Source organism: Microcoleus sp. OTE_8_concoct_300, from assembly GCF_031383065.1.
GTDB lineage: Bacteria > Cyanobacteriota > Cyanobacteriia > Cyanobacteriales > Microcoleaceae > Microcoleus.
Genome location: NZ_JANMZH010000689.1, coordinates 1 through 14,764 on the forward strand (window position 1 = coordinate 1; position 14,764 = coordinate 14,764).

The following is a 14,764-nucleotide window of genomic DNA, read 5'->3' on the forward strand; positions in this document are numbered from 1 at the left end:
CCGTTCCACAACAAATTTATTCTTTTATGAACGGGCAAGATGCCCGTTCCACAACAAATTTATTCATTGTGGAAAGGGCATCTTGCCCGTTCTTGAAAATGGTACAACATCTCAGTTAACATAAACAAAATACTCCTCGTACTATGCGAATAATTCATACTGCTGACTGGCATTTAGGGCGACGTTTCCGAGGAATTGACCGCACTTTGGAAATTGCGATCGCCCTCGAACAGATTTTGAAGCAAGCAAAAACCTTAGATGTCGATGCTGTGCTCGTCGCCGGCGACATTTTCGACGTGCCCAACCCCACCGCTTACGCCGAACGCATTGCTTATAACTTTTTCTGCGAACTCCAAGCAGCAGGAATTCCCGCAATTGCGATCGCCGGTAATCACGATTCGGCCTCCCGCATCGACAGCATCGCGCAATTGCTTTCCCTCGCCGGTGTTCGCGCTTTAGGCAAGCCCAGGCGATCGGCAGACGGCGGCTCGATTACTCTTAATACAAAAAGCGGTAAACTTTGTGTGGGAGCGATGCCTTTTGCTTCCGAACAAAGACTGTTAGATGCTAATTCTCTCTGGCAGTCTGGCGATGCCGAACGTCGAAAAGATTACCGCGAAATTGTAGCATATTTACTCGAAGATTTAACCAGGGATTTTAGAGACAATACTGTCAATTTTCTCATGGGACATATGAGCATTGACGGCGCTAGATTGGCAAAATCCGAAGTCGCTTATTACACGCGAGAAAAATACCTGCTGTCCTCGCAAACCCTGCCGCCGGAAGCTCAGTATGTTGCCCTCGGGCACATCCACATTCATCAGCGGATTTCTGAGACTTCTGGCGCTTATTATTCGGGTTCTTTGATTCAGTTAGATTTTGGAGAAGCGGAACAGGAAAAAGGATTTTGCTTGATAGAAGTTGAGCCGGGAAGTCAGGCAAAGGTGGAATTTAAGCCGGTGACTTGCCACAAGCCGTTAAAAGTGCTTAAATGTCATAACGACAATCTTGATGAAACTTTACAAGCTCATCAGTACCATCCGGGTTTTTTGAAAGTAATTGTCGAAATGGACAGTCCACAAATCGGACTTGCCGATCGGGTGCGCCAAATCTGTTCTCAAGCCCTGTTAATTGAACCGCGCTATCCAGATGCAGCGCTACAACCAACAGAAATAACTAATATCGATCCCAATAATTTCGATCCGGCAGCAGAGTTTTGCAACTATTATCAAAACCGATTGGGAACGACACCGAAACCGACTGTATTGGAGGAATTTAAAAATTTGTATAAGAAGTTTAAGGAAACAGTTAACAATTAAATACTGTTGTTCCTCCCCCTTATTTTAACTTCCAGGCTGCGTCTGGAAATATCCAGAGGCTCTGCCTCGCGCTTAAATAGGAAAATTGGAGGCAGAGCCTCCGGGTATGCGTTACCAGGCAAATAGGAAAATTGGAGGCAGAGCCTCCTGATCTGCATTACCAGGCGGAGCCTGGTAAAGAGTAATACAATCTAAAACCCCAAATCCTAAAACTAAAATCAGTATGCGTCCACTAGAACTTATTCTCGAAGGATTTACCAGCTTCCGCAACGAACAGCGTTTAGATTTTTCTCAACTCGATTTGTTTGCAATTACTGGTGCTACAGGCGCGGGCAAATCTTCACTGCTAGATGCGATGACTTACGCTCTTTTTGGCACTACTACTCGTAGCGGCAAACAAGTAAGTGATTTGGTAAGTCAAGGTAGCGAAAATTTAAAAGTGCAGTTGCGTTTTTCTGTGGGTTCGGCACAGTATCGGGTGACGCGAAGGTGGCGTTTCCGTCCGAAAAATCCCGAAAATAAGGTGATTTTGGACAACTGGCAAAATGGCGAATGGGAAACTTTGGGGACGAGTATTGTTGCTGTTCAAAATACCATTGAACAGATTTTAGGAATGGATTTTGATACTTTTACGCGAGCAATTGTTCTGCCTCAAGGCAAGTTTGATGAGTTTATTAAAGGGGATACTTCAAAACGCCGGGAAATTTTGCGGCAGCTAGCGGGATTTGAGATTTTTGAGCAGATGCGGAAGGAAACAAATGAGCTGGCAAAGTTGCTGAAACAGGAACGGGAAATGGTGGAAAGGCAGTTAGCTGAGTTGGGTGCGCCGACGGCGGATGAGGTGGCTCAAAGACGATCGCAACTTTTGATTTTAGAGCAGCAGTTGCCTGAGTTTGAGCGCGCCGTTATGAAAGCTCAGAAGGCTCTAGATGAAGAGGAACAGCTATTTTTGCAAATCGCTCGCTGGCAAGAGCTGCAACAAAAACTGGCTCAATTAAATACTAATTCCTCGGAGATAAAAAAATTAGCACAGTGTTTAGAAAAAGCACAAGCTGCCAATCATTTACAGGGAGATTGGGCTTTAGTGCGATCGGCTCGCAGTCAGTATGAAATTGCCGAAAGTGCTTCGGTGGCAGCGCGAACGCAGTTAGTTAAAGCTCGCTATGAGCTGGCAGTAGAGCAGCAGAAACTTGACGAGGCAAAAGCCAAAGAAGAGACCCTAGCGCCACAAATTAAGGCTCGCGAAGATGCTCTGGCTGCTGCTAAAGTATATGAAGAACAGCGCGTTCAATTAGAAAAAGAAGTGGCGCTTGCCCAAATAAATCAACAGGAAAAGCTCAGCTTTTTTCAAGCAGCAGATAAAGAAGTGGAAGCTGCTAACACTAAAATTAAAGGTGCGGGTTTTCGAGTTACTCAAATAGCGACCCAGCTCGCACAGTCTTCGCCGGGAGGAAAGCGTTTAGAGCAATTGCAGCAAATTGCACCCTTATTGATGGAATTCCAGCTAATTGCCAACCAGGGAAAAACTCAGCAGCAACAGTTGGAGAAATCTCTCGCAGATAAGGAAAGCGATCAACAGAGTTATGTGGAGCTTGCCACTAATTTAGAAGCAGCAGAACTCAGGCTAAAAGAGTGCGGCCGCGAGTTAGAAGCGGCCCAAACCGCTAATGCGGAAGCGGCACGTTTAGAGAGTGTTGCTGCTATCAGAATGTCGCTGAATTCTGGCGATACTTGCCCGGTGTGCGGAGGGGTGCATCCGGAGAGCGATATCCTCCCTCCTTTGCCGAATTCTAATATTGTCGATGTCGCTGCTTTGCGGCAGAAATTGGCGGCTGCAAATCAGGTTTTTCAAGCTGCTCAAAGCTCGGCGGCTGAGGGAAAAAGTGCAGTTTCAGCCTGCCTGCAAAAAGAGTCGGAAATTGCTCAAATGCTGGAATTAACCGCGAATAGACTTGCCGAATTGCAGCAGCATATCACTCAAGTTCTGGAAGATTCTCAGTGGGAAGTGTTGCAGTTGCACCAGGATCTGGCAATACTTAAAGAGAGCGATCGCCAATACCGCGAAACCGAGCAGCAGTTCCAACTGGCATCATTGGAATATGAAAAATTTCAGGAAAGAGTTAATTTTGCTGGGGCGACTCAAGCAGCTAAACAGCAAGAATATCAAGATGCGAGCGCCGAATTAGACCGCAGGCAGCAGCAGTTGCAAATTTGTGTAAATGCGCTATATGAAATTACCGAATATGAACCTTATCCTAATTTAGTAAAAGCCTTAGAAGAAGACAAGCAAGCCTTGGCAAATCTGCTGAAAGTTGCCGAAAAATCATATCAAACTGCTCAAAATACGGTTATTCAAGCAGCAGAGAGAGAGCAACAAGCTGGAGAGTTTTTTGGACAAGCCCAGGCCCATAAACACCAGCTAAACCTCGATTGGTCAGCAAAATTAACAGCGGCTGATTTCACAGAAGAGACATTTTTAGCAGCGGTTGCGACAGTTAAGCAACAATCGGAATGGGAAAATGCTATTCGCTCTCACCGCGAAGCCAAAATTCAGTTAGAGACGCGGGCGAAAGATTTGAGCGAGGCGATCGCAGGCAGAACTACCGATGAGAATAATTTAGCACAAGTGCGATCGGCAAAACATACCGCCCAAGAAAACCTCAAACAAGCCAACAACAACCGCGCCGAACTTTTAGCTTGGATTCAAGTAGCAGCGCAAAATCTCGAACAAGCCGAAAGACTGTCACAGCAAATCACAAATTTCACAGAACAAGAGCAAACTTATCACACCTTAGCGCAGAATCTCAAATCAAACGAATTTCAATCCTATATTTTAGAACATTTAGAAGCAGAATTAGTGGGCAGCGCCACATTGATTTTGCAAGAATTAACCGAAAATCGGTACAAACTAAGAAACCAAGACGGCGAATACTGGGTAGCAGATAATTGGAACGGCGGCGAAGCTAGACGAGTCCGCACTCTTTCCGGCGGCGAAACCTTTGCCACTTCCTTATCAATGGCTTTAGCTTTGTCAGAGAAACTGTCTCAAGGAGCTCACTTGGGCAGCTTGTTTCTGGATGAAGGATTTGGTACTTTAGATACCGACACTCTCGAAAGCGTTACTCAAATTTTAGAATCTTTGCGGCAGCGAGAAAGGCTGATTGGAGTCATTACCCACGTTCGAGAATTGGGAGAAAGATTGCCCGCACAAGTTAAAGTGTTTAAGTCGCCGCAAGGTTCTAAAATAGAAGTTGAAAGAGTTTAATTATAATATAATAAGACTTAGGCAAAAAGTAGTGTGACTCGCTTTGTAGCGCTATCGCTGCACAGTCCGCATCCTAACAAATATATGTTATGTATGGTGTGCACGGCAGTTAACTAAGCTGTTTTTGGATCTACTAGTAAAACCGTTTTTAAAATCATGTCAGCCAAAGATATCTTTCACAACACAGTACGTTCGGCTTTGGAGAAAGATGGATGGACTATTACTCACGATTCTCTGTTTCTCAAAGTAACTTCTAAAGTAAAAATTAAGATAGATTTGGGAGCAGAAAAATTACTTGCTGCCGAAAAGGGGATTCACAAAATAGCAGTAGAAGTAAAAAGTTTTTTGGGGTTGTCGGCGCTGTCAGAATTCCATACGGCTGTTGGTCAATTTCTTAATTATCGAGTAGCCTTAGAAAATATGGAATCAGAACGAGTGCTGTATTTGGCAGTGCCTACAGATATTTATCAAGATTTCTTTACAGACTCGTTTGTTCAAAATGTGTTAGAACGATATCAAATAAAGCTGCTGGTTTTTCATGTGAAGGGACAGGAGATAACATTATGGAAAGATTAGATTATCGCCAGTTAGTTCAGAAAGTCATACATCAACACGCGACAGAGCAGTCTGAGCAAGATGTAGAAACCACTGAAATTGTTTTCGATACGGAACGCGATCGCTATTTATTGTTGTATGTGGGATGGCGGGATGAAGAACGAATTCATGGATGTCCGATTCATGTTGATATCAAAGATGGAAAAATTTGGATTCAGCGGGATTTTACGGAAGCAGGAATTGCCAATCAGTTTCTAGAATTTGGAGTCCCTCAAACAGATATTGTTTTGGGATTTCGAGCGCCTTATGTGCGGCAATTTACTGGATTTGCGATAGCGTAAATCCTTAAATAATTTCCCAACCAACAAAATACCCAGAACCCTGAATCCTCCAAATCGGGGTTCTAATATGTAAGTTTTCTCAATCTACTTCACACCCCACGAAACAAATATTATATGAAAAATTACCCGACTCGAATGCAATCGGTACAGTCGCCAATAATTCCAGTAGTTGGCGAACTGATCCGCCAAAATCCGGGAACGATCTCCTTAGGACAAGGTGTAGTTTACTACAATCCGCCACAAGAATCCTTTGAAAAAATCCCCGAATTCTTGGCAACTCCCGACAATCACAAATACAAAGCCGTCGAAGGAATTCCACAATTACATGAGGCTATCGCAGCCAAACTCAAAACAGATAACAACATAGAAATTAACAGCCAAAACTGCATTGTTGTTACCGCCGGCAGCAACATGGGATTTACCAACGCCCTTCTCGCTATTACCTCGGCGGGAGACGAAGTTATTATCCAATCACCTTATTACTTCAACCACGAAATGGCGGCAATTATGGCAAGTTGCCGACCAGTGATAGTAGAAACCGACGCCAACTATCAACTTAATATCGATGCTATAAAAAAAGCAATTACCGACAAAACGCGAGCCATCGTCACCGTTTCACCCAACAACCCAACTGGCGTCGTTTATCCTTCCGAAGCACTCCGCGAAGTTAACGAAATATGCCGCCAGCACAACATCTATCACATCAGTGATGAAGCCTACGAATATTTTACTTATAACGGGGTCAAACACTGTTCGCCCGCCGCTTTTCCCAACAGCAGCGAACATACAATTTCCCTGTTTACCCTCTCCAAAGCCTACGGTTTTGCGAGTTGGCGGATCGGGTATATGGTAATACCAGAACACTTGCTCGTTTCAGTGAGAAAGATTCAAGATACAATCTTAATTTGTCCCCCGGTAATTTCTCAGTATGCAGCCCTGGGAGCCTTGCAAGTTGGTAGAGGTTACTGCGATAATTATGTCAGGGCGATCGCATCTGTGCGGCAACTCGTATTAGACGAACTCAATACCATTCAAAACTTCTGTAAAATTTCCCCGACCGCCGGAGCATTCTACTTTTTCTTGAAAGTTGATACTGAACTCGATACAATGGAATTAGTCGAACAATTAATTCGCGAATATCACGTAGCAGTCCTTCCCGGTACAACCTTCGGTATGGATAGCGGCTGCTATTTGCGGGTTGGTTACGGTGCTTTGGAGAAAGCAACTGCCACCGCAGGTATTAGGAGATTAGTTAAAGGTTTGAAGACAATTTTAAACAAGTAAAATAGGAAAAATTAAAATGGTTGCCACTAACTTGAAAGCAAATACAAATATTCAAGATACCTCTGCGGCAAAACTGGCAGACTTGCGCGATTTGATGGCAGATTACGACTTAGATTGCTATTTCATCCCAGCGGTTGACGAACACTTAAATTTATCAGTTCCAGCAGCCAAGCAACGGCGTGCTTGGATTTGCGGTTTTACGGGTTCCGCCGGCGATTTGTTGGTTGGTAAAGATTCCGCTTGGTTGTTTGTGGATTCCCGCTACTACGAACAAGCAGAATTGCAAGTAAATCCTGGACTCATCGAAATATCGAAACTCGGCTTAGAAGGAAATTTAACCGCGATTGAAACTTTAGAAAAACTGGCTGTAGAAGCGGCACAAAAATCAACGAAAGTTCGCCTGGGTTTTGACCCGTTTACCCTAGGGACAGAGCAATATCAAAATTGGGTGAAAAAATTTGCAGCGGCGGAGATTGAACTCATACCAATCCCGGAGAATTTGACAGACAAAGTGCGATCGCAAACTCCTTGGCAAACAGCAGAGACTTTACCCGCGATTGATGCAGAGCCCATATTTAGCTTACCTGTATCCCTGACAGGAGAAACCGCCGCCGAAAAATTAGCCAGAGTCAGGGAAGCGATGCAACTCGCCAATATCGATGTGCTTCCGATTACCAACCTGAATCAAATAGCGTGGCTGTTCAATCTCCGAGGCTCGGATATTCCCCACATTCCCATTTTCATATCCTATGCCATTGTCACCACAGATTCAGCGTTTTTGTTTACAAATACCGAACGAATTCCACTAGAAATCAAGCAAGAATTGCGGGCGGATGTAACTTTGCTTCCCTACGCAGACTATCCGCATACATTAGAAAATTGCGTAAATTTGCCAAATAAAGTTCGGGTACTTTTAGACCCAAAACACAGCACAGCAGGCACGTACCAGTTACTCTTAAACCAGCAAGAAGCGCAGTTCTACAACATCGAAATAATTTTTGAGGCACATCCGGTAGAAGGGATGAAAGCTCGCAAAAATTCCGTAGAAATCGAGCAAATGAAATCAGCCAATTTCAAAGCAAGTCGAGCGAAAACTTTGACTTTAAAGTGGTTGACAGACCAGCTAAAAAATGGTAAGGTAGTGACAGAGTTTGATGTCAAAGAAACTATCGAAAGATTTTACCAGCAAGAAACAGATTTTCAGACTTTAACTTTTAGAACGATCGCCGGTGCGGGAGCCAATAGCTCGATCGTACATTACGGAACCCCCAGCCCTGAAATAACGTTAAAACCGGGGGAATTGCTGTTATTGGACTCAGGAGCGCAATATTTAGCAGGTACAACCGACGATACGAGAACAGTAAGTATCGGAGAACCGACGGCGCTACAAATAGAACACTACACAACAGTGTTAATCGCGCACATCAACTGTGCAATGCAGCAATTCCCTAAAGGAACAACGGGAGCGCAATTAGATGCGATCGCCCGTGCGGTATTATGGCAAGAACAGCTAGACTACGGACACGGTACAGGGCACGGAGTCGGCGCGTTTTTAGCCGGTCACGAAGGACCCAACGGCATCAGCAAATCTGTGCAGTATCCCCTGGAAGCCGGCATGGTAACCAGCATCGAACCGGGATATTACGAACCGGGATGGGGCGGAATTCGCATCGAAAATCTCTATGTTGTCAGGGAAATGCCATCCAAAAACAGTACGGTTTGGTACGGATTTGAACCGCTGACGTATATTCCGTTTGAGGGCAAATTAATAAATGTCGATCGGCTGTCAAAGACTCAATTAGAATGGTTGAACAACTATCACGCTTCGGTAGTCGAGAAACTCGAACCCGTACTTGATGCACCAACAATTGAATGGTTGAAAAACGCCTGCGCTGCGTTAGGTAAAGCCTTGTAATTTGTCGCACATTTAACTTGTGCACCTATTTTTCGGGAAACTCATGTGGGGTGGGCACGCTAACCCGCCCCAAAGGTACAAAATAGCACATATCAGATAGGGACACGGCACTGCCCATTAGTGTCAACTTAAGACTGAAATCCTTGATAAATATCGGTTTTACCTGAGTCTAGATCCCCCTAAATCCCCCTTAAGAAGGGGGACTTTGAGAAGACTCTTGTCCCCCCCTTATTAAGGGGGGTTAGGGGGGATCTAGACTCCGATACAAACAAGAGAGACGGTCGGTTTGACGTTAAGTTGACACCAATAGGCAGTGCCGTGTCCCTACTGTATGTAATCCGATATTTAATCAGATTGAAAACTGCTATAAAGCTGGTGACAGGATTTGAACCTGCGACAGGCTGATTACAAATCAGCTACTCTACCAACTGAGTTACACCAGCAGTGAAACTTAATATAGCAAACTTATAGCCATTAGCGCAACCCCCCCAGCCAATTTTTTTTTCAAATTCGCCCAAAACCCCTCGGGGCAAGGGCAAAACCGGAATTATACTCGTCTAGCTAAATCCCGCCGTCCTCTTTTAGAGGAGTTTGGCAGGACTTACGCACCCCGATCTGAAAAACCCGGTTTCTTCCTATATTTCTCGTTACTCAAGCCCAATTTTCGTAGAAACCGGGTTTCTAGCCTCAAAATCTCAAATCTCAAATCGGGAGAATCTAGCCTAGAATATGATTCTCACCGACAAAAAAACTGGCAAAATAGTAACAATTAAACCTCAGAACCGATTATTTGATTCATCCAGTTATCTGTAACAAGAAATCCAAAGCTCCACCTGTTAGCTTGTGTATTATTAACTATACAATGCCAGAATAAATCGTCTCGCTCTTTCTCTATTTTGAAGAATCTTACTAACTTAGGTTTATCTTTGAGAGTCACTAATTCTTTAGTAGTAGGATTCATGTAGCGGAAGAAGCATTCACCTACCAATTCCGATTCAGGAGAATCGAAATCTATAATGTACATTCTCCAGCCTGGTTGTTCTTCATTTGTGTGCCACAACCTGTAACCTTTGGGAGGATACCATAAACTGCCTGAAAACTTAACTTCAGTTCCAAAAAATTTACTGAGTAGCCCGATCAGCCTCAGCTTGTGCATAAAGTAAGTTTCATAGAGCGGATGCTCTACATGAAGATCCAAGTTAATTAAATGAAATTGTCGCATCATGTACTCATGTTCAGGTAAGGGCGTATCCTCACTCAAATATGGCTTCATAATTTCATCATATTGACGCTGAAATTCTGGTGAAGTTGGCGAAACAGACGCGAAATTGAAATCATCTTCTCGAAAGCTGCTTTCATAGAGGTTGATGTCTACTGTGTTTGGCTTGATTTTAAGATGCTCAACCTGTTGAGCGATTTCTTCAAACTTTGGAATCTCAGAAAATTGAAACTCATAGTGGTAGGTGCCGATTTGTCGGGGTATAACATCACTAACTTTATTCAACGAACTTGTCTGAGGTTTTCCTTGCTCATCAGCATTCGCTGCCTGTATATCTTTCTGAGTAAAGCTGTAGCCGTACTTTTTTCCCAGCTTGATAATTTCCTTAATAGTAGTGACTACTCTAACTTCTTCTTGTAGGTGGGAATTATTAAAAAATTCTTGATAGAACTCTTGAAAAGCTTCTTTTGACATAGTTTTATCTGACAATTTAGTGCATCAATCTTGCTAAAAGGCTAACTGAATAAGCTAGCCTGCTCTTTTCTCCCAGTCTGCATTTCCTGCTACTGAGACATTTTGTACTTTGGCGGCGGATCTAATAGCAGAGGTGAAGGAATGCGATCGGGATAAGCTAAACGCAAAAAGTGCATTCCAATCCCAGCCAATCCCAGCATTAGACCGGGATATACATCAGTACCGCCAGACCCGCAAATCCAACGACGAGCCTTTTCAAAATTGCGCCACTGAGCCTGTGCTTGCCCGTTGGCTTCCATCTGTAAATAAGGTTCGTCTCTCAACTTGGCAAACCGCAGGAATACCTCGGCGTTACCTGTTTTTCCATGACACAGAGAATCATTTCCCACCTTGTCGAAATTACGCAAGGTTGCATTTAAAGCCCTGTAAGCATCGCGCAAAATATCATCGTCAGTTTTCCCTAAAACTGCCCAACTCGAAATACGACTTAAACCAATTCCTGCAGCACCGTTGCACCAAGCGTTAGCAAAATGGGGTTCGTTAGTATTGACTGTCATCACTGATGTTCGCAAGTCATACCAATCGCGCTCATCTGAGTCAAATTTGGTGGTTTCATAAGCAAAAGCTTGACGACCAGCCGCAATATATTCAGATTGATTAGTATAACAACCAAGCGAAATTAGCGCCCAACCAATTCCGCCTGCACCGTGAGAAAAGCCAGTCAAATTCCCTTGCACTAACTCCGGTGGATGGTGAGGCCAACTGAGGGTATTGTTGTCACAAGTTGCGTGTTGTAGTAAGTGTTGAGCGCACAGATGAGCGCAATCAATGCCTTTACCGGAAGTAGCCTCTGCTAAACTCAGCATCACCGGAATAATCCCAGCAACGCCTAGCAGAACATCGAAGTACAAATCTTGACTAATCCGTGGAATTAACTCATCACTCAAATTAACAGCTAAATCGAGCAATTCCGGTTTATTCCAGAGTTGAGCTAAGTGGATTAACAAATAAATCAACCCAGTGGCCCCCTGGTATGCTCCAATCATTTGATTATTGCGTTGCTCTATAGAGTACGCCAATGCTCTTTCTGCTACTTGACGAAATTCTGGCTGCGGCTCAATCGCATCGAGGTAAGCGAAAAATAGGCAGATTCCCGCCGAACCTTCGTACAAGTCGCCCCTGATATCCACAAAGCGTTTTCCCAGACCTGTATATTCATAAGTTTTCCAGGGAGCCTTGCTAGAGGGAGGTTGGAGCAGTTCGCACAATTGCCAGCCTATTTGCTGGGCATAATTAACGGCTGATGCGATGAAATACGGGCTATTAATTTCGTCAGTGGATAAGCTGGCATAGATGTACTGGTTTTGTCGAATTCGGTTTTCTGTAGATAATTTCTGAATTCGTGCGATCGCATTATCCAGCGGCGAAATCTCCAGAATATCTGGCAAAGACCGTTGGTAGTTATAAACTAACTCATTGCTGCCAGCACGGGCGGTAAAGATCGGGACATCTAGTTGCCACATCGCTGCTAGTTCTAGTTCGGCTAGCTGACCCTGCTTATCCCACTGTCGTCGATGTTCCATTAAACTGTTGAACCGCAAATCCACTTCCAGTGGCTGGGCGAGACATTGGGGGTGTCGAACCGAAATAATTAACTTAGTATACGCTTCTGTCCCCCAGTTGATAAAGCGTACTGATGAAGAGGCGAATAAGTCTTGAAGCAGCATTATTACCTTAGTGGGGTTTTCTTGAAACCAGCTATAAACTCGGTTAAACCCATCTACAATACAGTTTTTATAATCCTGCGGATTGACTAGCTGACCCTTGTAATAGATGCGATTTGTCGCTTCTACCTCAACGCGAACGTCCGTTTGATATTCAACAGCTTGAGCTAATGACATACGGCGATTGTTAATTCGGGGTACAGCATAGGGTAGCTCGTAAGATTCGCCCCCGCTGTAGCCGCCAATCTTCATCTGATTGCTGGCATCGCCTGTATTGGCACGAGGCCATTCCAACATAGCAGTTTTAAACACCGAATCAAATACGGTATCTGACAGTTTATCTCTGTCGTGCGGCACTACTTCTAATACAGTTTCGCAGTCGCAGATAAAGGCGTTGCCATCAGCTACGAGAATATTTTCCTGATGGAGATCTCCACCGCCCAGGATGTAGAATATGGCTAAATAGCCCCCAAGCTGACGGTAAAACTTCTCGATCTCCTGTTCGCTTTGGACGCGGTTTCTACCAGAGGGAATAAACTCTGCGTAACCATAGCCATCTTTGCAAAGAACTTGATAACTGGCAAACTCAATAACTTTATCCCTCGTCAAATTTTCCAGCAAACCTTGCAGCGCTACTTCCGATTGAATGCAGCGAGGCTTGTAAACGATTGTAGCTGGTTCTGAATTGTCCAGCTCTAATTCAACGATGACTACGGTTGTGCCGCCAGCATGACTGTCAGATTTACCCAACTTGAAGGATTTGATTTGCGAAATTTGTTTGCCGTTAAAGAAAGTACGGCTGATTTCATCTCTGTCGCTCGTCAAACGTTGTATCAGTTGTTCGCCAATGGTGCATAAGAAATCGGTTACTTGAGCTAACCAACGTCCGAGGACGGGAAACTTGCAATAAAAGGAGTGATAATCTTGCTGGTTATCAAAGGCTTGTTCAAGGTAAGCTACATAGGCATCAGTATCGTTGGTTGATTTGGCGATTTTGTTTTTGGAGCAGTAAACATTGATATCTGCTTCCAGCGCCCAAGTTAAGCACATTTCAAAGCGATTGAGCAGGTGAAGCTGAATATCTGTCAATACTTGCGGAGCAATTCTATAGTTGTCTGCCGATACATTGATAGCATCGCATACGGGTTGCAATCTGTTCTGGAGTAACCGTAAAAATGGTTCGCAAACTTTGGCAAAGTTCCCGTAGTAAATTTCTGGTTCGTACCAGCGACTTACGGAAAACTTCTCTTGAGGTAAGTTTATGGTTTCCAGTGCCTCTTGATAGATTTTTAACCAGTGAAGGTGAATTTTTTTAAACTCTAGCTTGTCTGCCTCTGACAAGTTTGCCAAATTTATCTCATATAATTTATAATCAATTAATAGTTTTTTGATGTCTTCCAGTATCGATGTATTAACGCTTCCTTCTTCATAAGACTCTTTGACTGGCTGCACTGCTAATTTCCCAGCCAGTTTATTGATGTTCCAAGTATCCAAAGGACTGAGCGGTGTAGTGCAGGCTTCCCGTGCATTTCTGGCAACTAAGTTTTGGACAATGAGAGTGCGTTCGGACAGGTTACTGGCGCGGCAAGCCATGTCAATGAGAAGAGAATTATGGAGCATAGCTAAAAAGTTACTGCAATTAAGTTAGCCTGTAGAACCTGGATGAAAAGTATTTTTTTAGCTTTAATCAACCCAGTAATGACACGGCGATACAGGTATCTTGGTACTAACGCAGAATGTTGAAAGAGCCGTGGCCCTACACTGCTCATCCGGCGCAAGCTGCCATAGAAACCAGGCTAGGGACACAATATACAATGCAGCGCTAGCCTGGAGATAGTCTTTTAGGCCCGATGGGCTGCTAAATTACTTTGTCGTAGCGTCACAGATTAGGGTTACATATCCAAAGCTACAGGTCGTTACGCAAGCGACTATGTTTAGTTCTCCCAAAGCATCGTCGAACAACTCGAACAAGGATTCATCCTGTTTTTCCACCGATGTGGGTACCACGAGTTCGATATCGGCAGGAACGCCAAAAGCTTCGGGATTTTCTAACAGTTCGCTGCGGAATTCCGCATCGAACGAGGCTTGCTGTAATAGCTGCTCTAGGTAATTGACAGAGGGTTTTTCAAGGAGAGTAACAGACATGGAAATAACTCCAATTGTAACTAAATGGGTTTGGTCAGTCGGATCGAAGAATCAAAGAACACCAATTCAGTAAATAGCCGTTGAGAACGACTACTGAAGAATTGATTCTAGGCAACAATTTGGGACAATTGAGGATGCTCGCCAGATTTGGGCAGCCCTAAGTTTTTTTGTCCCTATCCCAGACAAAAACTTATTTTGTCTCGAGGGTCAACTTAAAATTGCCCTTGTCTTCGATAGCCTTGAGTTCATCAAGGGCTGCCGTCATATTTTCTGAATTGTTTTGCCAATCCACCAGAGCTTGTTCCTCTGCTGTCAGCCCACCCTGAGCCAGAATAGATTCCAACCATCCCTTTATACCATCTGCACTTGCATCGCTCAACGCAGTAATACCATTTTTATAAAGTTGTGATAGACTTATATAAAAAGTAAAGGAGAACATTAAAATGTCTGGCCGTCCTCATATAACGATTGCCGAATCTGTAGAAGTATTGCTAGAGATTAGGAAACAACAAAAAAGAATTTT

At 43.9% G+C, this 14,764-nt stretch carries 10 protein-coding genes and 1 tRNA gene; 6 read left to right on the top strand and 5 right to left on the bottom strand.

Annotation, left to right across the window (positions count from 1 at the left end):
* The first annotated feature begins 143 nt into the window (after window positions 1–143).
* The 6 genes from ACUVJL_RS31070 (at window position 144) to ACUVJL_RS31095 (ending at window position 8,679) form a co-directional block, all read left to right on the top strand.
* Complete coding sequence (locus ACUVJL_RS31070) at window positions 144–1,319, top strand: metallophosphoesterase family protein (RefSeq protein ID WP_445249351.1); 1,176 nt, start codon at window positions 144–146, stop codon at window positions 1,317–1,319.
* Between the two features lie 223 nt (window positions 1,320–1,542).
* Window positions 1,543–4,584 carry an AAA family ATPase gene (locus ACUVJL_RS31075; protein ID WP_445249352.1) on the top strand — a complete coding sequence of 1,014 codons (3,042 nt, stop codon included), beginning with the start codon at window positions 1,543–1,545 and terminating at the stop codon, window positions 4,582–4,584.
* Window positions 4,585–4,740: 156 nt separating this feature from the next.
* The gene (locus ACUVJL_RS31080; RefSeq protein ID WP_445249353.1) at window positions 4,741–5,160 is read left to right on the top strand and encodes a XisH family protein; all 420 of its coding nucleotides are present in this window, start codon (window positions 4,741–4,743) and stop codon (window positions 5,158–5,160) included.
* Window positions 5,148–5,480, top strand: coding sequence for a XisI protein (locus ACUVJL_RS31085; protein WP_445249354.1), 333 nt, complete (start codon window positions 5,148–5,150; stop codon window positions 5,478–5,480). Before ACUVJL_RS31080 ends, ACUVJL_RS31085 begins: the two co-directional genes overlap by 13 nt.
* A gap of 114 nt (window positions 5,481–5,594) precedes the next feature.
* Entirely contained in the window at window positions 5,595–6,764 is a 1,170-nt protein-coding gene (locus tag ACUVJL_RS31090; RefSeq protein ID WP_445249355.1) for a pyridoxal phosphate-dependent aminotransferase, read from the top strand.
* Window positions 6,765–6,780: 16 nt separating this feature from the next.
* A complete protein-coding gene (locus tag ACUVJL_RS31095) occupies window positions 6,781–8,679 on the top strand; it encodes an aminopeptidase P family protein (RefSeq protein WP_445249356.1) in 1,899 nt (632 codons plus the stop codon).
* A gap of 370 nt (window positions 8,680–9,049) precedes the next feature.
* Here ACUVJL_RS31095 and ACUVJL_RS31100 read toward each other — a convergent pair.
* From ACUVJL_RS31100 to ACUVJL_RS31120, 5 genes are all read right to left on the bottom strand, one after another.
* A tRNA-Thr gene (locus ACUVJL_RS31100) sits at window positions 9,050–9,122 on the bottom strand.
* 326 nt (window positions 9,123–9,448) lie between these two features.
* Window positions 9,449–10,372 carry a Nif11-like leader peptide family natural product precursor gene (locus ACUVJL_RS31105; protein ID WP_445249357.1) on the bottom strand — a complete coding sequence of 308 codons (924 nt, stop codon included), beginning with the start codon at window positions 10,370–10,372 and terminating at the stop codon, window positions 9,449–9,451.
* Between the two features lie 89 nt (window positions 10,373–10,461).
* Window positions 10,462–13,716, bottom strand: coding sequence for a type 2 lanthipeptide synthetase LanM family protein (locus tag ACUVJL_RS31110; protein WP_445249358.1), 3,255 nt, complete (start codon window positions 13,714–13,716; stop codon window positions 10,462–10,464).
* A 243-nt stretch (window positions 13,717–13,959) separates the two neighbouring features.
* On the bottom strand, window positions 13,960–14,241 hold the full coding sequence (locus tag ACUVJL_RS31115) for a cinnamycin family lantibiotic (protein WP_445249359.1): 282 nt from the start codon (window positions 14,239–14,241) through the stop codon (window positions 13,960–13,962).
* 190 nt (window positions 14,242–14,431) lie between these two features.
* The gene (locus ACUVJL_RS31120) at window positions 14,432–14,680 is read right to left on the bottom strand and encodes a DurN family substrate-assisted peptide maturase (RefSeq protein ID WP_445249360.1); all 249 of its coding nucleotides are present in this window, start codon (window positions 14,678–14,680) and stop codon (window positions 14,432–14,434) included.
* Window positions 14,681–14,764: the final 84 nt, after the last annotated feature.